This is a genomic window from Photobacterium sanguinicancri (assembly GCF_024346675.1).
GTDB classification, from domain to species: Bacteria; Pseudomonadota; Gammaproteobacteria; order Enterobacterales; family Vibrionaceae; genus Photobacterium; species Photobacterium sanguinicancri.
The window spans coordinates 1,371,555-1,394,329 of sequence record NZ_AP024851.1 but is presented as its reverse complement, the minus strand read 5'-3'; the positions used below and the strand labels follow the sequence as shown (position 1 = coordinate 1,394,329).

General features: G+C 44.9%; 17 protein-coding genes and 2 pseudogenes. 15 read left to right on the top strand and 4 right to left on the bottom strand.

Annotation, left to right across the window (positions count from 1 at the left end; all coding sequences use genetic code 11):
* Positions 1–35 precede the first annotated feature (35 nt).
* The 9 genes and pseudogenes from OCU87_RS23205 to OCU87_RS23170 all read left to right on the top strand — a co-directional run bounded on the left by OCU87_RS23205 (position 36) and on the right by OCU87_RS23170 (position 10,581).
* Positions 36–2,375, top strand: a complete 2,340-nt coding sequence (locus tag OCU87_RS23205) for a multiheme c-type cytochrome (RefSeq protein ID WP_261858648.1) — start codon at positions 36–38, stop codon at positions 2,373–2,375.
* Positions 2,376–2,474: 99 nt separating this feature from the next.
* Positions 2,475–3,056: pseudogene (locus OCU87_RS25100) on the top strand (AAA family ATPase); the annotation flags it as partial.
* A gap of 117 nt (positions 3,057–3,173) precedes the next feature.
* A pseudogene (locus tag OCU87_RS25095) lies at positions 3,174–3,521 on the top strand (AAA family ATPase); the annotation flags it as partial.
* Positions 3,522–3,530: 9 nt separating this feature from the next.
* Positions 3,531–4,640, top strand: a complete 1,110-nt coding sequence (locus OCU87_RS23195; RefSeq protein ID WP_261858646.1) for a DUF58 domain-containing protein — start codon at positions 3,531–3,533, stop codon at positions 4,638–4,640.
* Positions 4,640–5,224 carry a DUF4381 domain-containing protein gene (locus OCU87_RS23190; protein ID WP_261858645.1) on the top strand — a complete coding sequence of 195 codons (585 nt, stop codon included), beginning with the start codon at positions 4,640–4,642 and terminating at the stop codon, positions 5,222–5,224. The genes OCU87_RS23195 and OCU87_RS23190 overlap by 1 nt, the downstream gene beginning before the upstream one ends.
* Positions 5,221–6,375: a vWA domain-containing protein gene (locus OCU87_RS23185; protein ID WP_261858644.1), complete on the top strand. Its 1,155-nt coding sequence runs from the start codon at positions 5,221–5,223 to the stop codon at positions 6,373–6,375. Before OCU87_RS23190 ends, OCU87_RS23185 begins: the two co-directional genes overlap by 4 nt.
* A complete protein-coding gene (locus tag OCU87_RS23180) occupies positions 6,368–8,182 on the top strand; it encodes a vWA domain-containing protein (protein ID WP_261858643.1) in 1,815 nt (604 codons plus the stop codon). Before OCU87_RS23185 ends, OCU87_RS23180 begins: the two co-directional genes overlap by 8 nt.
* Entirely contained in the window at positions 8,166–9,548 is a 1,383-nt protein-coding gene (locus OCU87_RS23175; RefSeq protein WP_261858642.1) for a hypothetical protein, read from the top strand. Before OCU87_RS23180 ends, OCU87_RS23175 begins: the two co-directional genes overlap by 17 nt.
* 124 nt (positions 9,549–9,672) lie before the next feature.
* Positions 9,673–10,581 carry a LysR family transcriptional regulator gene (locus tag OCU87_RS23170; RefSeq protein ID WP_062692457.1) on the top strand — a complete coding sequence of 303 codons (909 nt, stop codon included), beginning with the start codon at positions 9,673–9,675 and terminating at the stop codon, positions 10,579–10,581.
* An 83-nt stretch (positions 10,582–10,664) separates the two neighbouring features.
* Here the strand turns inward: OCU87_RS23170 and OCU87_RS23165 are convergent, their stop codons facing one another.
* Together OCU87_RS23165 and OCU87_RS23160 are read right to left on the bottom strand one after the other, a co-directional pair.
* Positions 10,665–11,648 (bottom strand): HAD family hydrolase, encoded by a 984-nt coding sequence (locus tag OCU87_RS23165; RefSeq protein WP_261858641.1) that lies wholly within the window; start codon positions 11,646–11,648, stop codon positions 10,665–10,667.
* A 152-nt stretch (positions 11,649–11,800) separates the two neighbouring features.
* Positions 11,801–12,517, bottom strand: coding sequence for a formylglycine-generating enzyme family protein (locus tag OCU87_RS23160; RefSeq protein ID WP_390961500.1), 717 nt, complete (start codon positions 12,515–12,517; stop codon positions 11,801–11,803).
* A gap of 272 nt (positions 12,518–12,789) precedes the next feature.
* Here OCU87_RS23160 and OCU87_RS23155 point away from each other — a divergent pair, with 272 nt between their 5' ends.
* Together OCU87_RS23155 and OCU87_RS23150 are read left to right on the top strand one after the other, a co-directional pair.
* Entirely contained in the window at positions 12,790–14,112 is a 1,323-nt protein-coding gene (locus tag OCU87_RS23155; protein WP_261858640.1) for an anaerobic sulfatase maturase, read from the top strand.
* Positions 14,113–14,161: 49 nt separating this feature from the next.
* Positions 14,162–15,319, top strand: a complete 1,158-nt coding sequence (locus OCU87_RS23150; RefSeq protein ID WP_449301144.1) for a hypothetical protein — start codon at positions 14,162–14,164, stop codon at positions 15,317–15,319.
* Between the two features lie 130 nt (positions 15,320–15,449).
* On the opposite strand, the gene OCU87_RS23145 is transcribed toward OCU87_RS23150, so the two are convergent.
* Both OCU87_RS23145 and yidA read right to left on the bottom strand, forming a co-directional pair.
* Positions 15,450–15,665 carry a hypothetical protein gene (locus tag OCU87_RS23145; RefSeq protein ID WP_062692681.1) on the bottom strand — a complete coding sequence of 72 codons (216 nt, stop codon included), beginning with the start codon at positions 15,663–15,665 and terminating at the stop codon, positions 15,450–15,452.
* A gap of 270 nt (positions 15,666–15,935) precedes the next feature.
* Complete coding sequence (gene yidA, locus OCU87_RS23140; RefSeq protein WP_261858638.1) at positions 15,936–16,745, bottom strand: sugar-phosphatase; 810 nt, start codon at positions 16,743–16,745, stop codon at positions 15,936–15,938.
* A 274-nt stretch (positions 16,746–17,019) separates the two neighbouring features.
* On the opposite strand from yidA, the gene OCU87_RS23135 reads away from it, so the two are divergent.
* The 4 genes from OCU87_RS23135 (at position 17,020) to OCU87_RS23120 (ending at position 22,758) form a co-directional block, all read left to right on the top strand.
* Complete coding sequence (locus tag OCU87_RS23135) at positions 17,020–17,820, top strand: TetR/AcrR family transcriptional regulator (RefSeq protein WP_261858637.1); 801 nt, start codon at positions 17,020–17,022, stop codon at positions 17,818–17,820.
* Positions 17,821–18,316: 496 nt separating this feature from the next.
* Positions 18,317–20,644 (top strand): efflux RND transporter permease subunit, encoded by a 2,328-nt coding sequence (locus OCU87_RS23130; RefSeq protein ID WP_261858636.1) that lies wholly within the window; start codon positions 18,317–18,319, stop codon positions 20,642–20,644.
* A gap of 77 nt (positions 20,645–20,721) precedes the next feature.
* A complete protein-coding gene (locus tag OCU87_RS23125) occupies positions 20,722–21,504 on the top strand; it encodes an outer membrane lipoprotein-sorting protein (RefSeq protein ID WP_261859356.1) in 783 nt (260 codons plus the stop codon).
* 24 nt (positions 21,505–21,528) lie between these two features.
* Complete coding sequence (locus OCU87_RS23120) at positions 21,529–22,758, top strand: hypothetical protein (protein WP_261858635.1); 1,230 nt, start codon at positions 21,529–21,531, stop codon at positions 22,756–22,758.
* Positions 22,759–22,775 lie beyond the last annotated feature (17 nt).

The following is a 22,775-nucleotide window of genomic DNA, read 5'->3' as shown; positions in this document are numbered from 1 at the left end:
ATCTTTGATTAGAGAATAAAATAACAAGGAAAGTTATGGCTCAATGGAAGTGGGCAAGTGGGTGGCTGTGTTTTCTCAGCTTAGCTGTGTTGCTGAATGCGCCGTTATTGGCGCAAGAGGCAAATATTGAAAGTACACAAGCTCAATTTGTAGGCAGTGATGCTTGTGTGGATTGTCACACCGAGGAAGCGGCGGCGTGGCAAGGATCTCACCACGATATGGCGATGCGGCATGCAGACAGTGAATCTGTATTGGGTGATTTTGATGATCGCAGTGTGATTCACCTAGGTGAGTCAAACCGATTTTTCCGAAAGGGCGATGCGTATTGGGTCAATATTCAAGGACCCGATGGAAAATGGCACGACTACAAAATCAGTTATACCTTCGGTTGGACGCCTCTCCAGCAGTACATGGTGGAGTTTGACGATGGGCGGTTGCAGCTTATCCCGTTTGCATGGGACACCAGAAGTGCAAAAGACGGCGGCCAGCGTTGGTTTCATCTTTACCCTGATCTAACACCCACCGATGAATTCTACTGGACCAATACGGGTCAGAATTGGAATTTCATGTGTGCCGATTGCCATTCAACCAACCTTCAAAAAAACTACGATTCAGCCAACAATACCTATACGACCACTTGGTCTGAAATTAATGTCGGCTGTGAGGCTTGTCATGGCCCTGCCAGTAAACATATTGCGTTAGCTCAACAAGCTAAACAGGCTGGATCGCCGATTTCATCAGAACTTCATTATGGCTTTGATCGCGATCTGTCGACTGCGGTAAAGGAGTGGGTTTACCAAGAGGGGCACAGTACCCTGCAACCCAAAGAGATAGTGCCTACTCAGCAACTACAGACTTGCGCCCAGTGTCATAGCCGACGCACGCAACTCAATGAAACTGCCGATCATGTCAAAGGTGCATTCCTCGATAAATATCGCCTCAGCCTGATTACCGCCGAGCTTTATTATCCTGATGGTCAGATATTTGATGAAGATTATGTGTATGGATCCTTCTTACAATCACAAATGGCAGAGAAAGGCGTGACTTGTACCAACTGTCATGATCCACACAGTGCTACATTGAAAATCCCTCAAGAAGCCGTGTGTAGCCAATGCCATATTGCATCGGAATACACACCAGAAAAACATACCTTCCATCAGGCGAATAGCGAAGCCTCGCAATGCACCAGTTGCCATATGCCTGAAACGACTTACATGCAAGTCGATCCTCGTCGTGATCACAGCTGGCATGTACCACGCCCCGATCTCAGCCAACATATCAAGACGCCTAATGTGTGTACGTCGTGCCATCAAGATCAAACTGATCAATGGGCCGATAAACAGATCGCTAGCTGGTTCCCGAATTCTAAGTACCGTAACCAGCAACACTTTGCCGTTGCGTTTTACGCTGATGCGATTGGACACCGTGGTGCACCTGATGCACTGGCGTATTCCGCGCAAGATGCCTCGTTGAGCGACATTATTCGCGCTTCAGCTTTGGAACGAATGGCTGGCAATACAGGCAAGAATACCTTGGTGTCTTTAGCGCGCTCGGTGAAGCATGATAGCGACTTGATCAGGTTAGGGGCCATTGCTGGATCAGCCGGGTATGCGTTTGGTGATCGCTGGCAAATCCTTGAACCTTTGTTGGATGATCCCGTGTTATCTATTCGTGCTGAAACCGCTGCGGCTTTGGTGGGGAGCTATCAACAAATGAACTCGGCGCAACGTGAACAGCTGCAACCACCGTTAGATGACTATATGGCGATTCAAAGTTTTAATGCTGATCGAGGATTTGGTCGTACTAATTTGGCGAATGTTTATCGTGACTTAGGGCAAACAGATAAAGCCATTCAATCGTATCGACAGGCAATTAAGATTGAGCCGTATTTTGAAAATAGCTATGCCAACCTCGCCGATCTCTACCGTACTCAAGGTGATGAAGATAAAGCATTGACGACTTTGTTGGCAGGAATGAAAGCACAGCCAAAATCCAGCGCCTTGCCATACAGTGCGGGTTTAGCTTTGTTACGTGCCAGCAAGCATCAACAGGCGACACAGTACCTTAAGCAGGCCGCAGAAACCGCCGAACGTAACCCGCAATATTGGTACGTATACGGGTTGGCATTAGAGAAAGTTGATGTGCTGGCTGCGAGTAAAGCACTCCACATGGCGTATCAAGTCGGAGGCAATCCGCAACATTTATATGCTGAGTGCGAAGTCTTGGCACGTAACTATGCGCAAGGTGAAATAGTTCAAAGTGATATCGCTCAAGCTGAAATAGCACAAGCGTTTGAGCAGTGTTCCAGCCAGTTAGAGGGTGTTGCACCGCCTGAAGCAATTCAACAATTACAGCGTTACATACGCGTAAAGTGATCGAATTGTCGCGTAGTCAGTATGAGTTTTATAACCAATAGTTATGGGATTTGAGGGTAGGTTGTACACAGTGAAGAACTGAGCATTCGAGGGCACGTTATGAACCACGCACAGCAAGCTATTAATCAATTAATTCAACAAACTGAAAAAAGCGTCATAGGGCAAAGCCATGTGGTTCAGGCTTTGGTGATAGGGCTACTCACCAATGGGCACGTGTTGCTGGAAGGTCTACCGGGAACAGCGAAAACGCGTTCGGTGAAATCCTTAGCAAACGCCTTGAATACGGATTTTGGTCGGATCCAATTTACCCCAGATCTCCTTCCTTCGGATGTCACTGGCACTGAGGTGTATCAAGATCTTGATGGGAAACCACAGTTACATTTCCAGCCAGGTCCTATTTTTAACAGCATAGTGCTTGCTGATGAAATTAACCGTGCGCCAGCCAAAGTGCAAGCGGCCTTGCTTGAAGCGATGGCGGAAAACACCATTACTGTCGGGGATAAAACCCATCAATTACCCGAGCTTTTCATGGTATTGGCGACCCAAAACCCAATTGAACAAGAAGGGACATATCCACTGCCAGAAGCGCAGATGGATCGCTTCATCATGAAGGTCACCGTTGATTACCCTGACGATGATGCAGAAGCCGAGATTATTCGTTTAGTGCGCAGTGAAGAGGTAGTGAATCCCGATAGCACTTCGAATAGCGCTTTGAATGGTACTTTGAATAGCGCTGTAAACGGTGGCGATAGTCTCGCTGATACCCAGACCCAAGTACGTAATATCGATCCTGCCAATATCTTAGCGGCACGCCAAGCTTTGCCAACAGTTGAAGTGTCTGATCTCATTGAGCGTTATATCGTGGGCCTTGTGATGGCGACACGAAAACCCGAGCGTTACCCTGATTCTCGCCTTGCTCGTTGGATTGATGTCGGCGCGAGTCCTCGTGCTTCTATTGCATTAGATAAATGTGCGCGTGCCAATGCATGGTTACAAGGAAAAACATACGTCGAGCCTGATGATATCCGCGCGGTTGCTGCCAATGTGCTCGGGCACAGATTTACGCTGAGCTATGACGCGTTAGCCGATGGCATTACGCGCCAAGATGTGGTGAATGAGCTTCTTGATCATGTCGTAATTGGCTAAGGCGGCACTATGTTTAAAAGAAAGGTCGGCAGTCAAAAGGCGGATAGTTCAAGATTTGGAAGTAAAAAGGTTACGAGTAAAAGCGGGGATACTTCAAAGCACTCTTCAGATCATTCATCAAAGTACGCTTCAAATCATTCTGCAAAGCAACTCGATGAGCGAATTTACTGTGATTACTCACGCTTAGTGAGACTTCAAGCGCAGGTTGATGGGTTTAGTTTCCTTCCTCAGCGTAAAGCGGGTAGCGCGTTATCGGGTCGGCACCATTCATCGTTTCGTGGACGAGGGCTGAACTTTGAAGAGCTACGTCATTACCAACAAGGTGATGATATTCGTAACCTTGATTGGAAGGTCACGATGCGAACGGGTAAGCCTCATGTACGAAGCTACACCGAAGAGAAAGATCGTAGCGTGATCCTTTGTGTTGATCAGCGCAGCAGTATGTTTTTTTCATCGGTCAATATGATGAAGTCTGTGGTCGCGGCTGAAATCGCTGCCTTAACTGCGTGGCGAGTGCTGAAAGACAGCGATCGGGTCGGTTTTGTGATCAGTCGTCACGATAACATCGAATACAGCATGCCTAAGCGTTCGCAAGCTAACGTGTTGTCTAATCTCAATCAATTAGCTCAAGCTAATCAAGCCTTGGATGTCAGCCGCCAAGATAGCCCCGATGTTGGTATGACAGCTTTGGTGCGATTACTCGGGCGATTAAAATGCCGCAATAACACCATTATATTTTTGAGTGATTGGTCTGGTGTCACCAGTGACGATATTCTTCATTTGAAGCATCTGCAAAAACACAACGATGTATTAGGTGTACTCATTGCTGATCCTTTAGAAAGTGCTTTCGTGGCTATGCATTCTACAGCGATGCATTCTGCAGATAAGGCTTCAGATCCCAGCTCATTTACGCCTTGGGTGGTGGGGGACGGTGATTATCAATTTAATCTTGCTAATCGTCAGCAAATGGAGAAAGCACGCCAAGGGTTAGAGCAACACCATCAATTAAAGAAACAACAGCTTTTACAGCTTATGGCGGTTCAACGCCTTCCTATGATCGAACTTGATACTCAAGGACAACATCTCGAGCAATTTAAGCGTGCGGTGGGAGGGCGCTAATGAGTATTCACACCCCACCTAGTACCTATATTTTACGCGATATTGTTGATGTTGCTGTTCCGAAATCTGTGGCGTGGTGGCCACAAACCATAGGTTGGCAGATACTGGCCCTCGTGATCTTGATGGCTAGTTTAGTCTGGGGCTATCGTCGCATCAATGTGTGGTGGCAAAACCGCTATCGCCGCGAAGCTTTGCAAGCATTGGCAACACTCGATCTTGGCTTGCCCCGCGAAAGTGCCATGTCTTTGCTAACCATTATCAAAGTAGTGTTGGTTTATCTCGACCCTAAAAATGCCGCGTTATTTGGTGAAGCTTTGTTACAAAAACTCGATAGTTTATTGCCATCGGCAACGCTTAAAAGAGCACAGGGTGATACTGAGATTAAGCCTGAACATCATGCTGATTTTCAGTCTGATTTTCAGTATCGGGGGGAGCTTGGCAAAAAGTGGTTAGCGGCAAGTTTGTCGAGTCAGCAAACTCTGACCGAACCCGAATTAGCGACTTTGATTGAGCATACCCGTACGTGGTTGCTGTTTCATCGTAAGCCAGAGTCAATTAGCGCAAGCAATAAAGGGGCGCAATGATGACAATATTTAGCGCATGGCTAGGGGCATCGATTGAATTCGTTCACCCCTACAGCTTCTTGTTATTGCCACTTCCTCTGTTGGTGTATTGGTTTATTCCCGCTTATCGCACCAAGAAAACGGCAATAAAAATTCCATTTTTTGACACCTTAATGGCGGTGTTGGGAGAAACACCCAACCAAGGTGCAAGCCAATTAACGCCGAGCTGGTGGCAACGAGTGATCTTAATCATATCTTGGTTATTGGTCATCACTGCATTGGCTAAGCCAATGATTTTAGGTAAGCCTCAGGTGCGTGAGCAGTTTGGTCGTGATGTCATGGTGGTGGTGGATTTATCTGGCTCGATGGCAGAGACCGACTTTGTTGCGACTCAAGATAACCCCGAAAAGGGGATTCAAGCGGGACAACGTATCTCTCGTTTGGCTGCAGCTAAGCAAGTGTTGACGGATTTTGCTAACACGCGTCAAGGGGATCGTCTTGGTTTAATTTTGTTTGGTGACGCTGCGTTTTTACAAACCCCGTTTACTGCCGATCAGCAAGCTTGGCTGGATCTGTTACAGCAAACAGATGTTGCGATGGCAGGGCAAAGTACGCACTTGGGAGATGCGATTGGTTTGGCGATTAAAGTCTTTGACCAAACATATATCCAAGACCAAGACCAAGACCAAGACCAAGACCAAGACCAAGACCAAGACCAAGACCCTAGCCAACCTGCGAGAGAAAAAGTGGCGATTGTGCTGACAGATGGCAACGACACAGGCAGCTTTGTTGAGCCTATAGAAGCGGCCAAAGTGGCAGGGGCGAAAGGTGTACGCATTCACATGGTCGCCATGGGAGATCCCGCAACCGTTGGTGAGCAGGCGTTAGATATGAATACAATTAAACGTGTTGCTGCCTTGTCTGGTGGCCAATCTTTTCAAGCCTTGAATCAGTCTGAGCTGGAACAAGCCTATGCCACGATTGGTGAGTTGGAGCCTGCACTTTATGAAGCCACAACCTATCGGCCTAAACAGACGATTCACCATTACTTGATCAGTGCGGTTGTGGTGATCTATTTACTGACTTTCTCCATCCTGACATTAAAACGTGTTGTTGTGGTTAAGCGCCGTAAGCGATTCGCAGACATACCAGGAGGCGAACAGCATGACTGATTCTTTGTTTTGGCAGCAATTGCTGACCGCTTTTCACTTTATTCGCCCTTGGTGGTTACTCGCGTTTATTCCCTTGGCGGTCACTATTTATTGGCGCTGGCAGCTTGATGATGCATCAACATGGCAGCAGGTGTTGCCAAAGCATTTACGTGATGCGCTGACGATTGGTGAGAAAGGTTGGAAAAAACAACTTCCGCTTAAAGTGCTGACTCTGTTGATGGTGCTGGCAATTTTAGTGTGCGCAGGCCCGAGTTGGCAGCGTGAAGCGTCCCCTTTTGGTGAAGACAAAGCGACCATGCTGGTGGTGATGGATGCCAGCGAGTCCATGTTAGAAAAAGATGTAGCGCCAAGCCGTCTAGAGCGCGCTAAGCAAAAGGTCCGTGACCTGTTGGCGCTAAGGCAAGGCGGTAAAACAGGGTTAGTGGTGTATAGCGGTTCTGCCCATACGGCGATGCCACCTACCCAGGATAGCGATGTGTTTTCGCCATTTTTAGCGGCAATAGATCCGAGCATTATGCCGGAGTCTGGTAAATCTGCCGAGCAAGCCTTACCGCTTATCTCTAGCTTGTTGGGTAACGAATTAGCGGGCTCGGTTTTATTAATTACCGACGGTGCAAACCCCACCACGATTGACGCTTTTAGTGCTTATTTTGCTAATAGCCCTCATCAGTTATTAGTGCTGGCGATGGGGAACTCGGATGTGGTGAGTCATCAGCCTTTTGATTTGAAATCTTTAAACCAATTGGCAGACAGTACTGAGGGAAAATTGGTCGAGGTTTCGATTGATGCCAGTGATGTGCAAACCTTGAATCGTTATGTTGAGCGCCACATGCAGCTCAATAATGAATCTGCAATGCCGTGGAAAGACATGGGCTATTACGTGTTGTTTCCTATCACCTTTATTTTGCTGTTGTGGTTTCGTAAAGGGTGGCTGGTTCAATGGTGCTTGATTGCAGCAGTGCTTCTTCCCGTGACATTTTCAGCGCCTGTGTCAGCACAAAGTGTTCACACGAAAGCGGCACCAACGGCAGAGGAAATTGCGGCAGAAACTGACACGGTCACAGTATTTGACCGTGTGTCGGCATGGTGGCTCGATATGTGGTTAACGCCAGATCAGCAAGGACAGCTTTATTTTAACCAGCAAGAGTATGTCAAAGCGGCGCAGCACTTTACTGATCCCTTACGCAAAGGCGTGGCGTATTACTATGGTGCTGAATATCAGTTGGCGCACAGTGCCTTTTTACAAGTGGGTAAGCAAAGCCCTGCAGTTGTTAGTCAGGAAGTAGGAAAGACGGGTAGCGAGGCACTTGATAACACGCGTTCTGCACAACGTGAATTAGGGTTATTCAATGCCGCGAATGCGTTGGCACGTCAGCGAGAATATCTCGCGGCACGCGACATGTTCTTACAACTGGCGCAGCATGCGCAAACCGAACCTATTCGTCAGCAAGCGGATCATAATTACCAAGTAATTAAAGGCATTGTTGAAGAAATTAACCGCACCAGTGAAAGTCAATCAGGCACGACCGATGGCCCTGAAGAATCGTTTGAACTTGGTGATAATCCGCAGACTGCCGAAGGGGCAGAAGAGCAAGTGAGTTCAGAAATGATGGTACGAGAGACGCTCAATGCCAATGAAATTCTCGGGAGTGATGAACTCGCCGATAAATGGCTGCGACGGGTAGAGGCTGATCCTAAATACTTTTTGCGCGCTAAATTCCAGTTACAGCGTATAGAGCAAACGGCGGCTCAGGGCAAACTTGGCTCTACTACCTCACAAGGAGGCTCTGATGAACCCAACGAATAAGCCGAAGTGGATCTTACTCAGTCTTATCTTATTATTTTTACAACCTGTTATGGCCGCTGAAAGTGGCATCACCCCTAAGTCTGATCAGGCTGAGATGAAAAACTTGGTGAGTGTGAATGCTTGGCTTGAAGGGGCTGATAAAAATGCCAAAGCTACTCAAAGTACAAAGCATAGTAATACCGCCAGTGATGGAGAAACATCTGACCAGAAAGCAGCACTTGATCAGAAAGAAGCAGTGTATGCGGTTAGTGAACAGATCATCATGGTGGTTGAAGTCTCGACTCCACGTTGGTTAACCGGTGGTACACGGATAGGCAATATTGAAATCCCTAATGTCATTGTTAAGCAACGTAACCCGTTAGCGACCAATTATACCCAGCGTCGTGATGGACAAACCTGGTCTATTCAACGCTGGGAAATTACCTTGTACCCACAGGTATCGGGACAATTTCATATTCCACCGACGAGTGTGACAGCTCAAGTTTCAGCGCCAAATGGTCAGAATGTACAGGCGAATTTAACCACACCACCATTGGCATTTAAGGCCAGTTTACCGTCTGGTTTATTAAGTGGAGGCCAGGGTTGGGTTGCAGCCAGTGCGTTAACCGCGACCGAGCAATGGCAAGTATCGCGTGAACAGGGTGAGCTAAAAGTCGGCGATAGCATTACGCGCAGCGTGACGCTGACAGGTACGGATACTTTATCGGTGTTGCTTCCTCCCTTGCTAGCCGCGACAGAGAATCATGAGCCGAGTGATAGTTATCATCGCTACCCGCAGCCCAATGCATTAGCCGATAGCCAGTCACGGGGAAATTATCAGTCATCACGAACAGAAGAGGTGGTGTACGTACTGCAAAAAGGAGGCGATCTATACTTTCCAAACCTGAAGTTACAGTGGTGGAACACGAAAACGCAGCAGCTTGAGACACTGACACTTGAAGGGCGTCATTTTACAGTTAAACACACCGTGGGCTCTTGGCTATCGCTTTACGGCCCTGTTTTGTTTACCGTGCTTGCTTTGCTGGTGACCAGCTATATCTTGATGCGGATGCTAGTGCGTTATTACCGTACCCGACCTACGCCACAATGGTTAGTCTTTAGCCGCGCACTAAAAACGAAAAGCTGGGCCACCGCACGCGTATTGGTATACCGAAAACTGCGAGGACAAACTCAACAGCTAGAACTGCATCAGTATCAAGCCTCATCATCGTGGCAGTCATTGAGTCAGCGGTTGCAGCAAGCCAAGCTAAGTCGTGCAGGATTTATCCGTGTGTGGTTAAAAATAAAGAAGGTGACAATAAAAGGCTGCTCTTTGCCTAAAGCGTTACCTGCATTAGAGACAATAAACACTAAAAACGAACTTTAGCTCAAACTATTGAGCAATAACACTCGCCCCGTTTCGTGGGATTTCCTACACTCGAATTACATGTATTCAACCCATTAAGCTTGCTTCATCATGCTTAATGGGTTTTGCTTTATCAGCAGGAAGAATGAAAAGTACTGAACTCAATTTAATCCCCATTTTTGTTGCTATCTTTGAAGAGCAAAATCTATCGCGCGCCGCCAAGCGGATGGATATTACTCAGCCTGCCGTCAGTAAAGCACTGAAACGCTTGCGTGAGATCTATGATGATCCGTTGTTTCATCGTAATACTTCAGGTGTTGAGCCAACCACGTTTGCCCGCGATATTTACCCCGCGATGTCTGCTGCATTTAAAAATTTTAGTTCGACCTTATCAGCTTCACGGGCATTTGATCCTAAAGTCTCAAATCGTATTTTTTCAGTTGCATGTGTCTCGGCTGCGAGTTATGAATTGATGCCGCAATTAATGAAACAGATCCACGAACAAGCGCCGCATATTTCTATTGAAGTGCACCCGTTGTTTACTGAAGATTTTGAAAGTGATTTACGGTTACAACGCTATGATCTGATCGTTGATTTAGCCCCTCGAGGCCGAACAGTATTAAAAGTAGAGCCGATTCTTTCAGAGCGCTTATTGGTGGTATGTAGTGCACAACATCCGCGTATCAAAGATTCCATCACACCTGAACAGTTTTTAAAAGAACAGCACGTAGTGGTGTCTCGTTGGCACAGTAGGAAAAGTATCTTGAACGATGAAGATATCGCAGACCTTGATAAACGAGAGATTAAGTATCGAGCACCCGGTGTAGTGGAAATGTTACCTGTGATCCACAATAGTGAGTACATAGGTATGTTGCCCGAATCGACCATTAAGGCATTTGAAAATACTTATGATGTAAAAGGCATTCCGCTGCCATTTACCGATAAGGTTTATGACTTATGTGCGATTTGGCACCCGAGCCGGACCAGTGAAAGTGCCCATAAGTGGCTGAGGAATCAAGTGAAGCAAGCGGGGAAAGTCATAAAGAAAAGTTAGCGGAGACTAGAACCTGACGATTGGTATTCTTTGCTTTAAGAGCTCCTCAAAGTAAGGAGCTCTTAGTGTGTTGGCTGAAGAGCTTAGTACACGGTGCACCATTCATTTTTCATATCAATAAGATGCCAGTTGTCGCGGGTATTGGCTTCATCCATTGCTTTGTCTAGTTGCCCAACACTGGACTTACGGTCATATTTCCATTCACGTGCTTCGTCAGTGTGGTGCACAATCATCGCCATAGAATTGGGTTGGCTGGTCGCCCATTGCATCATCGCGTGGTCACCGTCTGAGTTACCGACGGCGAGTACAGGCTTTTTACCTATAATATGCTGGATGTTTTCAGGCTTGCCACCTTTATCATCAATAGTGAGGATCTCACCCATTTTGGTCATGGTTGGTTGACCATTATTGTATGCGTATTGATATTTAAGGGCACTGCCAATGATTTGTTCTGCTGGAATATTATAAACCTCTGGTGCCCATGCTCGCATAAAGTCTACGCCACCGCCTGACACAATATACGTTTTAAAATCATTCGCTTGTAAGTAAGTGAGCATTTCACGCATCGGTTTGTAGGTAAGCTCAGTATAGGCCTTGTTGAACCGCTTATCTTTGGCTGTAGTTAGCCATTGGTTGACGGTTTGCTGATATTCTTCAACCGCCATACCACTATGAGTGACTTTGACGATCTCAAGCAGTGCTTCTTCGCCGCCTGCAAATACGCTTTCAATGTCATTGGCTAGTACGAACTTAAACGGTGCCTGTGTTTTCCATTCTGGGTGATCTTTTGCCATTGCTTTGACTTGATCAAGCGCGAAAGCCAGTTGGAAATAATAGGGCTTTTCTGACCACAAGGTACCGTCATTATCAAAGACCGCAATGCGCTCTGCGACAGGTACAAAGGTATCTTTTGATTTGTCTGTGGATTGATCAACGAAGTTTACAATGGCGGCCTTGCTATCACCGTCCTTCCAAGATGGTAACTGGTTGGGATCACAATCCATCGCCATGGTTGAGAAAGATAGGCCAGATAAGACAGCGAGGGTACAAATACGTTTTTTGTTCATATTATTATTTACCTAAATTTGAGTGTATTGGTGCAATACATTGAGGTGAAACATCAATGAGAACAGCGTGATTAATCCTCACCCTAACCATAGACAGATACTCTAAGACCCCTGAGGTGGCATTAAACGTCGCTTCTCGAGTTTACTCGATCTTAATTCGCGTCTTTAGCCAACCTAAGCCCCATATCGGACATAATTATAGACTGACTGGCAAAGTCGCGACGGAAATTCTCTGATTCATCAGGGTCATAGGCGAAGCTACCACCACGAACAGATTTGTGGGCTAAACCTGCTTTTTCATCTTTGGCATTATTGGGATTTTCGGTAGGGCCATAACGGTAAAAGGTGTCGTCAAAGGCGTCGATAACAAATTCACCGACATTACCTGTCATGTCGTATAACCCAAGCTCGTTGGGTTGTTTCTGACCAATGGGGTGCGCTTTGTTATTTGCATTGGCCGCATACCAGGCGACGTCATCAAGGTTATTCGAACCACTATAAGTAAAACCTTGGCTCTTGTTGCCACCGATTGCTGCAAATTCCCATTCGGCTTCGGTGGGTAAACGGTAATTTTCGCCTGTGAGTTCGTTGAGTTGCTCAATAAAGAAATTGGCTTGCTGCCAACTGAGGTTATTTACTGGAATGTCGGGCGCTTTAAAGTAGCTCAGTGATGATCCCATCACAGATTCAAACAACGCTTGAGTCACTTCGAATTTTGATATGTAGAAGTTATCTACCGTAACGTCTCTTGCTGGGCTTTCTGCTTTGCTGGCATTTGGCTGATTTGAGCCCATGACAAAGCTACCGCCTTCGACTCGCACCATGTTGCTATCAATTTGCTGTGCGATAGGGTGAGGTGCTGTTGACATGGTGCAGGCAAATAAGCCAGTTAGAGTAACTGCGCTTATCGCAATGGCCGCGAGAGAGTATTTAGAACCTAATGCAAACATGGATGTATCTCCAAATCGAAGCTAAGCCGAGATTACATTGAGGCCATGTTGAGCTGAGCCAAAACCTAATCAAGCGAGCATCCATTGTAGGCAATCTTCCCATTCCCATTGGTTATAAGGGGTATAACAAGCTATAGCGCAGGGCAGGTTTTATTATGGTCACTCTTAGTTTGTCGCTCGAAAGGTGAGATATGTTAGTCACTCAAGGTCCACAGTTTAACGGTAAGGCGTCCAAGCGTTTGCACGTGATGGCAAAGCCCATAGGTGCTGCTTGTAATATTGATTGCACTTACTGCTATTACTTGAGCAAACAGGATTTGCTGGAGTACAAAAAAGGCTGTTCGCCAAAAATGGATGACGACACATTAGAAACTTACATTCGACAATACATCGAAGGGCAAAACACCCCTGAAATCATCTTCTCGTGGCAAGGTGGTGAGCCGACGATGCTCGGGTTGGAATACTTTCAGAAAATAGTCGCATTCCAGAAGAAATATCAGCCAGCAGGCGTGAAAATTTCAAATGATTTACAAACTAATGGCACCTTACTTAACGATGAGTGGTGTGCGTTTTTGGCTGAGAATAATTTCTTAATTGGATTAAGTATTGATGGACCCGAGCTACTGCATAACACCTATCGTACCAACAAAGCTGGGCGCGGTACGTTTAAGCAAGTGATGAAAGCGGTTGAGCTATTACACAAGTACAAGGTCAACTTTGCGACTTTAACCTGTGTGAATAACTTAACCAGCCAAAACCCACTAGAGGTTTACCGCTTTTTGCGTGATGTGGTGAAGTCGCCACAAATGCAGTTTATTCCGATTGTTGAGCAAAAAACATTTCGTACGACAGCGCCGCAAAAATGGCAGCCACAAGATCAGTTAACGCAAGGCGATGCCCGATTAAACCCGTACCACAAAGCCTCTGTAGTTGAACCTTGGTGTGTGTCTGCTGAAGCATGGGGTGACTTTTTGATTGCGGTGTTTGATGAGTGGGTAACGAAGGATCTGGGTAAAGTCTTTGTTCAATACTTTGAAGCCAGTGTTGAGACTTGGATGGGTCGCAAGAACCCCTTATGCACACTAGGCGAGATCTGCGGTAAAGGGTTGGCGATGGAGCCAAATGGCGATGTCTTTACCTGCGACCACTACGTTTACCCTGAGTATAAAGTTGGCAATATTCATCATCAGAAGCTTGATGAGATGGCGTATTCCCCTGAACAGAAAAAGTTTGGCTTTGCGAAATCCCTAACTTTGACGACGCAATGTCAGCAATGTGATTATAAATTTGCTTGTCATGGTGAGTGTCCGAAAAATCGTTTCATTCGCACCAAAGAAGGGGAGCCGGGGCTTAACTATTTATGTGCGGGGTGGCATAAATTCTTTAGCCATGCAGACAAGGCAATGGCGTATGTGTTGCGTATGACGGGGAACCCAGTCGCACATGGTAAATACAGCGATGAAGTGATGGCGCTACAGGCTAGGCGTTCGCACGCATTCCCAACGAAGTTTTAGGAGCAAGATGATGAAGAAACTCTTAACAGTATTGACTACGTTGGCGTTAATGACGACACAGTCGTACGCGGCAAATACATCGACTGTCAACGCTTCGGCGGTAAACACAGATAGTGATATACAGAACCAAGCGGAACATAGCGTATTGAGTCAGGCTGATACGACGACACTCGCTTCAGATGCTCATTCTCAGTCATCATCAGCGCAAAATTCGATGGCTAATAGTAGCCCCGAGCAAGTACAACAGTGGGTGTATACCGTGCAAGATAAACGCCAGAGTGATCAAGTAAGAGCCAATGCTTTACGCCAGCTGGCACCATACCCGAGCCAAAACAGTCTTGTTGCCGTGGTGCGAGGTTTGCAAGATGACAGCGAGGCAGTGAGAGAAGCTGCTGTTATTGCGGCGGAACCTTACCAATTTACTAATCGCTGGCGAATGCTGGAGCCATTGTTAACCGATCCAAACCAGCAGGTCAGAGTGACAGCTACAACCAATTTAATCCGTGATTTTGGCAACATGTCACCAAAGCAACAACACACTATTGAATCTGCCTATCAAGAGCTGGTGGTATTTCTTAGCGCTCAAGCTAATGTAAAAGACCATATACAAGAAGATATACAAGAGGATATAGAAGAAAGTACGTCTGAGAATGTACAGTTGAATCTAAAGTCAGCTTTGTTATTAGCTGATGTTTACCGCTGGCATCAAGAGTGGGATAAAGCGCAGTCGCTGTATGAGACCTTGCTCAAAGCCAATCCGAAAAATGCTCAGGTTTGGTTGAGTGTAGCTGATAATTTACGCGCCCAAGGTAAAGATGAGCAAGCTCTTGTGGCGTTGGATAAAGCGATTGTTCTTCAGCCAAATGAGTCCAACTTGTATTACTCACAAGCACTAACCTTAGTACGCTTAGAGCAGAAAGCTAAAGCGGCGGATGCGATCGAAATTGCCGCGAATATGGCACAAACTAATAGCTACTTTTGGTATTTAAATGGTGTGTTACAAGAGCCATTAGATATAGATAAGTCGGTGAAATCATTTGAACAAGCTTACTTGATTTCAGGTGCACCAGAGCAGTTATATGCGGTGTGCGATATTTATGTTCGCACTGCAAATGATAAGACAGAACAGTGTTTAGATGAACTAGGAAAGATTGCGCCAGATTATGTCATCGCTCAATTAAAAGCGAAGATAGGTGATGTGAAATAAGCACTTGGCTCTAATCATAGCTAATGGGGGATATTAAAATACCCCCTTTGTTAACTCTGCTTAGACAAGTTAAATGCTGTGATGCTAACTTTGTGGTGCCTTGCCTTTCTCACGGTTTTTATCGCAACTATTATTTATCTACAGATGAGTAACTCGAATATGAACAGTAGTAGCAGCCATTAGATTGTGGATATATTTTCTTGGCGGCATTTAAGGCGGTGCTACATGCGGTATGGTAGCCAAGAGGGTCACAGTTTTCTATACCAGGGCTGTGAGTACAAGTTGCTGTATGAACTTCATGATCGCCATTATCTTGTGCATTTTTATCTACATAAAACAAACTCATAATCACCTCTGATAATTCGTATTTTAGAATATCCACATTACGCCTATAAAATTATAGGTGACAGCCAATAATACCAATAATTAGATTTAGGTCACTTACCTTTATTGTGGGTGTTATTTGAATGAATAAATAGAAATGTGATCGTCACCCCTTGTTGGGGATATTTGATTTATTAATGACTTGTATATTTCGATAGAAGTGAATAATGCATAAAAAGAGCCAAAACGGCTCTTTTCATTATTTACATGACAGTAATCGGACGTTGATTGCTTAGCGATTAAGAATAAATGCTTCAATTACTTTGGCAACACCATCGTCGTTGTTGCTATCGGTGATGTGATCAGCAATGGCTTTAATATCGTCGGTCGCATTGGCCATAGCAACCCCTAAACCTGCGTATTCCAGCATGTGTTTATCATTACCTGCATCGCCCATGCAAATCACTTCACTCGCATCAATACCTAAGTGTTCGGCTAACATGCCAACACCTGCGCCTTTGTTACTTTTCGGGTTAAGAAACTCTAAAAAGAACGGGGCGCTTTGTACGATAGTGTACTGTTCGTGCAGCATCGAAGGTAGCTGAGCTATCGCGGCTGATAAGCGTTCTGGTTCATCAATCATCATCACTTTCATGATGTCTTCATTGTTGTCCAGCTCGACAAAATCAAGTTCAGTGATCGTTAGGCCATTAATTTCAGCTTCATGACGAGTAAAATCATTGTTTTCTGGTGTTATTAAACCAAAACGGCGTGAAAAGGCGTGAACGTGTACACCGAGATCTCGGCTAAGGCTGGCAATATTTTTAGCATCGCTACCTTTTAGAATTTGGCTACGAATAACGGTTTGGCTGGCAACGCGTTGCACCATTGAGGCATTGTAGCTAAGTACGTAGTCATCGTCGCTGGTCATACTTAAATCAGCTAATGCCTTTGTCATGCCTTCCAATGGTCGGCCAGAAGCAAGAACGACATGTACTCCCATGCTGCGCGCTTTGGCGATAGCGTCTTGGGTTCTTGGCGAGATCTCCCCATTACTATTAAGGAGTGTGCCATCCATATCTAATGCAACCAATTTATACATGTGTGCTTTCCAACCGTGAAATTTTTGAGCTGCCATTCTAGCGGAAGTTTGTGATCAGCTCGACAGATTTATAAACGAAATGATGGTCCATTGCACAATGCATTGATGCAGATCTACTTGATCATCCATGATCAGATGTGCTTGATTTGGTAAATAATGACGAAAAGTCAATATATTGCTTCCAGCTGATTAATACGTGATATTCTTTACTGCGCACGAACACTAATAATTTTTGTAGTGTTATAGCTTAAAATGGATGTAGAGTGGAGGTGTTATGTTTGGTGTAACTGGTTGTAAAGGTGGGAAAAAGTTGTTCTGTAAACTCACGGACAACCGTTCGAATACGCTGACGAAGAAACAACAAGCCATTGAAGATCGTGAATATGAATTGTTGGTAATAGCGAAAGCGTTAGTAGTAGAAGAAGGCTTTGCTAATCTGACGATGGATAAAATCGCGGCGGCGAGTCCTTACTCTAAAGGCACGATTTATAATCATTTTACCAGTAAAGAAGACGTTATTTCTGCCTTGGGTAGCCAAGCATTACTACATGAAATCTCCCTGTTTCGTCGTGCACAAACTTATGATGGGTTAAGCAGAGAAAAAGTGGTCGCGATGCATGTAGCTTATCATCTATTTGCCCGTATAGAGCCTATCTTATCTATGTGTGTACTGACGTCACGTACGCCATGGGTCATTGAAAAAACCTCACCAGAACGCTTAGCGTATATTAACCGTTTAGAAGAAGAATTGGTTGCGATTACCGATGCGATTTTTGCTCGTGGTTTATCAAGTCATGATCTGACATTACCAGAGGGGATGACAACCGACAGTATTATTTTTGCAAACTGGTCGATGGCCTTTGGCTCGAACGCTTTAATCAATAATGCTGCAAATAGTAGCTGCGTTGCTCGTATTTTACAGTCTCAATCTATTCTAATGAACATCAATATTATGCTGGATGGTATGGGCTGGTTACCCTTGTCTTCTGAACACGACTATCAGCAAGTCTGGCAACATATTGAAGAAGATATATTTAGTGATGAAGTGGCTTATATTGCGACGCTAAAACGGTAACGCTCTGTATTTAATTACTTTTAAAGTGTCTTATTTTGTGCGTTGAGCTCACTTGTTGTTCTGCTTATCATCTTTTTCTTCGGCCTTATTCGTCTTTTCTTTGTGTATATTTTCACGCAGATACTCACCTGATTTTACGGGTATTTAGAGAGTTTACTTACTGCGCTAGACACTTCTCCCCTTATATAAATGTTAAAAATGTTATTAGTTCTTACGGGCGAAATAATGCTTGATATGAACAAAAAAAGAACTATTATGACGAAAGGTCAATTTTGACGATTGGTCACTAACATGCAGTGCATGTTTTTTAAATGATGTTTTTTGACGAATCGTCAAATGTGATTTTGATTATTTACAGACCATAAAACTTGCCAGCTTATTCGGTGGCAATTCATGTGTGCTAAGGAAGTACTAACCAGCTTATTTCTCAGTTTGTAGAGTGAAAGTTGGTTTTTAAAGCGCTATTTTTTGACGAATCGTCACAACGGAGAGAGTGATGAAAGTTAACTTTTTGAAATGGCCAATAGAACACCCTAAATGGGTATTAGTGAGTGTATTGCTAGCGGTAATACTGACGACGCTTGGTATGAAAAATCTCTACTTTAGAGGTGATTACGCAATTTTCTTTGATGGTACTAACCCTCAACTTCAAGCCTTTGATGAAATCGAAGCAACCTTCAATAAAACCGATAATTTATCATTAGTGATCGCGCCACAATCTGGCGACATTTTTACTTATCGGCATCTTAGCTTAATTCAGAAAATGACCACAGATGCGTGGCAAATTCCATTTTCAAGTCGCGTAGATTCAATCGCTAATTATCAGCATACCTCAGCGGTTGAGGACGATATGTTAGTTGAAGATCTTTTGTTGGCGGAACATCCATTACATCCAGAGCGTATCGCCGCAGTCAAAGAGATTGCCGTTAACGAGCCACGTTTACGTAATAGCCTGATTTCAGCCAACGGAGATGTGGCGGTGGTTAATATTACCATGCAGCTACCTGCTGGTGATAAAACAGAAAATATTGCCGTGATCAGTGCTTATGTTGATACCGCCTTAGCAGAATATCGAGCCCATTATCCAGAGGTAGACTTTCACACTGCTGGTGTTATTGCGCTGAATTCATCTTTTAGCCAAGCAGCACAAAAAGACAGTAGTACGCTAGTGCCCTTGATGTTTCTGGTGATTTTGGCGGTACTGAGTGTGCTCATCCGTTCGGTTGTGGGTGTGCTCGCAACCTTACTGGTGATCATCAGTACCATTACAGCCACATTGGGTTTTGCTGGTTGGGGCGGTATGTTTTTGAGTGTGGCAACTGCGAATGTACCGACTTTAGTGATGACGTTAGCCGTCGCCGACTGTGTGCATGTAATTGCTACTTTTCGTCAAACCTTGCAGCAACAAGGAGTCACTAAGCTAGATGCTGTCTTGCACAGTATGAAGCTGAATTATAAAGCCTTATTTATTACATCGGTGACGACGTCGCTAGGCTTCTTAATGATGAACGCATCCGATTCACCTGTACTGCGTGATATGGGGAATTTAGCGGCATTGGGTGTGATGATTGCTTTTGTTTTATCGATAACATTATTGCCTGCCTTGTTGGTATTGTTGCCCGCTAAAGTAAAACAAGTGTCACAGCAAAAATCATCAATAGTGATGGATGGCTTAGCCAATTTTGTTATTCATCGCTATAAGTTGATTTTACCGTCTTTTGCTGTGATTGCTCTTGGGGCTGGGTTACTGATTGGACAAAATAAGATTAATGATGACTCCATTCGGTATTTCGATACCAGCAATGCATTTCGTCAAGCGGCTGATTTTATGGAGCAAACCATCAGCGGTATGACAACCATAAGTATCGCGATAAAAACGAATGAATCACAGGGCGTCAGCAACCCCGTCTTGATCAATGTGCTTGGTGATTTTACGCAATGGTTGCGGCAACAACCTGAAACTGATCATGTGGCGAGTTTATCCGATACCTATCGTCGTTTGAATATGAACATGCATGGTGATGATCCGGCTTATTATCGTTTACCGCAGAGTCCTGAATTAGCAGCGCAGTATTTACTGCTTTATGAAATGTCGTTGCCTTATGGTTTAGATCTAAATAATGAAGTGAATATCGATAAATCCTCGGTAAAGGTCCAGCTAACTATCGATAACTTAGGTAGCCAAGAGTTGGTTGAATTAGAACAACGTATTTACGATTGGTTCAGCCAGCATGCCCCGCAGTATGACGTGATTGCATCCAGTCCATCACTGATGTTTGCTCATATTGGTGAAGTGAATATGGATAGTATGCTGAAGTCGTTACCCGTCAGCTTAGTGCTTATTTCAGCGTTACTTATTTTTGCTTTACGTTCAGTGCGGTTGGGAATGATTAGTTTATTACCTAACTTAATTCCGGCCATTTTAGGTTTTGGCTGTTGGGCTCTTATATCAGGTGAAATTAATCTTGGTTTGTCGGTCGTTATTTCACTGACGTTAGGCATCGTGGTGGATGATACGGTGCATTTCTTGAGTAAATATCAATATGCCCGTCGTAAAGGTAATAACACCGAAGAGGCGATTCGTTACGCCTTCAATACTGTTGGGCGCGCATTAGCCGTTACCACCTTGGTACTGGTCGCTGGCTTTATGGTGTTGGCTTCCTCTTCGTTCCGATTAAATGCGGATATGGGGCAGCTAAGCGCCATTATTATCATCTTCGCGCTGGTGGTAGATTTTCTATTATTACCCGCCGCCTTGCTTTGGCTTGATCGCCGAGAGTTTAGCCCGCAAGTTCAATCAGTACCTGCTACTGCCGTATCTTAATATATTCAAGGATAGAAAATAGTATGAACTTATCGACTCATAATAAATTGACACAGCGCTTATTCGCCAAGCGTTTCATGATGCTCTGTGTAGTTGGAAGCTTATCTGCTTTTGCCGTTAATGTCGTTGCTGCGGTAGACGCTAAATTTGATAAAGGGTTAGAAATAGCGAAAGAACGAAAGCTACGTGATAGCGGGTGGCAGGATTCAAGAGCGTCCCTCAGTATGTTATTGGAAAATGCGCAAGGTGAAAGCAGTGATAGAAAAATCCGAATTGATACCTTAGAGGTGATCAACGATGGTGATAAAAGTTTGACCATCTTTGATGAACCTCGGGATGTTAAAGGGACGGCTTTCTTGAGTTTTGCACATACAGTAAAGCCTGATGACCAGTGGTTATTTCTGCCTGCATTAAAACGCGTAAAGCGGATAGCCTCACGTAATAAATCAGGGCCTTTTATGGGCAGTGAATTTGCGTATGAAGATTTGAGTTCGTTTGAAATAGAGAAATACCATTTCAAATACTTAGGGGATGAGCAGATAGATGGTCAGAGTAGTTTTTTAGTTGAGCAAACGCCAACGGATCAATATTCGGGGTATACCAAGCAGCTTGTTTGGTTGGATAAAGAGCATTATCGCCCACTAAAAATGGAGTTTTACGATCGGAAAAACGCCTTACTGAAAACACTGCTGTTCAGTGATTACGCACAATACTTAACTCAATATTGGCGTGCACACACCATGATAATGGTAAATCATCAAACAGGAAAAAGTACGACACTTACCACCCATGACATCACGTTTAAGGTTGGGCTGACAGAGGCTGACTTTAGTCAATCTAGCTTAAAACGTGCGCGTTAAGGAGGCTGTGTGAGGTCGTTAATAATGCATAGATTCAGCGAACGTCTCCGCTCTACATTGAAAATCGGTGTATTAAACAAAAGTGGCCTTGCTTTATTACTGGCGATAGGAGGGAGCTTTCCCTCTTATAGTATGGAAGTGCGAGGGCAAGTTGCGCTTGAACATCGGCAGTTTTTTGAGCAAGGCATTGCAGGTCAAGCTGGTGAGCAAACGTCGGTTACATTAGAACCTGAATTCTATTGGGAATGGCATGGTGGGCAGTCGAGTGTGACTTTTACCCCTTTTGGCCGTTGGGACAGTCTCGATGACAACCGAACTCATGCCGATATTCGTGAATTATCTTATTTGTATTATGCCGATGAGTTTGAGTTCAAAGTGGGTATCAGTAAAGTGTTTTGGGGTGTGACAGAATCTCAGCACTTGGTGGATGTTATCAACCAAACCGATGGGGTTGAAAGTGTGGATGGCGAGATCAAGTTAGGTCAACCTATGATTCAACTCACCTGGCTACAAGACTGGGGGACATTTGAAGGGTTTGTCTTACCGTATTTTCGAGAACGGACCTTTGCTAGCCCATCTGGGCGTTTAGGTATTCCACAACTTGATACCGATAATGCTCGCTATGAGTCATCCCAAGAGCAACATCATATTGATATAGCGCTTCGTTATTCGCACAGTATTGATATTTGGGATCTGGGCTTTAGCCTTTTTCAAGGCACAAACCGTGATCCGTACTTACAAGGTGAGAATCCGTCTGCAATTACGCCTGTATTGGTGCCGTATTATGCGCAAATGTCTCAGATAAGTACGGATATTCAAGGGATATTCGGTGACTGGATGTGGAAGTTAGAAGCTCTGTATCGCGATAGCTTGGATACTTCAACGGCCGTGACGGGGGGCTTCGAATATACCTTTATTGGCGTGTTGGACACCAGTTGGGATATCGGTGTATTAGCAGAATACCTGTATGACTCTCGCGGTATTTCAGCACCTGTTCTCGGTCAAAACGATGGATTTGTTGGTATGCGGTGGGTCGCGAATGATATGGCGGGTACTGAAGTCTTATTGGGGGTAACACAAGATTTTGATTATGTAGACTCGCGAACAGCACGGGTTGAAGCCTCTAGCCGAATAGGTAATGCATGGCGCTGGAATGTGAATGCGTGGTGGTTTAACAGTGATGAGCGGCAAGACCCGCTTTATCTGTATCGTACGGAAAGCTTCGCTGAAGTCGCGCTGACTTATTACTATTAAACTGCAACTGCAACGTT

Bases quoted from the DNA above. Each gene is read 5' to 3' on its own strand.
- OCU87_RS23205 (WP_261858648.1), top strand. From the start codon at position 36: ATGGCTCAATGGAAGTGGGCAAGTGGGTGGCTGTGTTTTCTCAGCTTA.
- OCU87_RS23195 (WP_261858646.1), top strand. From the start codon at position 3,531: ATGTTTAAAAGAAAGGTCGGCAGTCAAAAGGCGGATAGTTCAAGATTT.
- OCU87_RS23190 (WP_261858645.1), top strand. From the start codon at position 4,640: ATGAGTATTCACACCCCACCTAGTACCTATATTTTACGCGATATTGTT.
- OCU87_RS23185 (WP_261858644.1), top strand. From the start codon at position 5,221: ATGATGACAATATTTAGCGCATGGCTAGGGGCATCGATTGAATTCGTT.
- OCU87_RS23180 (WP_261858643.1), top strand. From the start codon at position 6,368: ATGACTGATTCTTTGTTTTGGCAGCAATTGCTGACCGCTTTTCACTTT.
- OCU87_RS23175 (WP_261858642.1), top strand. From the start codon at position 8,166: ATGAACCCAACGAATAAGCCGAAGTGGATCTTACTCAGTCTTATCTTA.
- OCU87_RS23170 (WP_062692457.1), top strand. From the start codon at position 9,673: ATGAAAAGTACTGAACTCAATTTAATCCCCATTTTTGTTGCTATCTTT.
- OCU87_RS23165 (WP_261858641.1), bottom strand. From the start codon at position 11,648: ATGAACAAAAAACGTATTTGTACCCTCGCTGTCTTATCTGGCCTATCT.
- OCU87_RS23160 (WP_390961500.1), bottom strand. From the start codon at position 12,517: ATGTCAACAGCACCTCACCCTATCGCACAGCAAATTGATAGCAACATG.
- OCU87_RS23155 (WP_261858640.1), top strand. From the start codon at position 12,790: ATGTTAGTCACTCAAGGTCCACAGTTTAACGGTAAGGCGTCCAAGCGT.
- OCU87_RS23150 (WP_449301144.1), top strand. From the start codon at position 14,162: ATGACGACACAGTCGTACGCGGCAAATACATCGACTGTCAACGCTTCG.
- OCU87_RS23145 (WP_062692681.1), bottom strand. From the start codon at position 15,665: ATGAGTTTGTTTTATGTAGATAAAAATGCACAAGATAATGGCGATCAT.
- yidA (WP_261858638.1), bottom strand. From the start codon at position 16,745: ATGTATAAATTGGTTGCATTAGATATGGATGGCACACTCCTTAATAGT.
- OCU87_RS23135 (WP_261858637.1), top strand. From the start codon at position 17,020: ATGTTTGGTGTAACTGGTTGTAAAGGTGGGAAAAAGTTGTTCTGTAAA.
- OCU87_RS23130 (WP_261858636.1), top strand. From the start codon at position 18,317: ATGAAAGTTAACTTTTTGAAATGGCCAATAGAACACCCTAAATGGGTA.
- OCU87_RS23125 (WP_261859356.1), top strand. From the start codon at position 20,722: ATGATGCTCTGTGTAGTTGGAAGCTTATCTGCTTTTGCCGTTAATGTC.
- OCU87_RS23120 (WP_261858635.1), top strand. From the start codon at position 21,529: ATGCATAGATTCAGCGAACGTCTCCGCTCTACATTGAAAATCGGTGTA.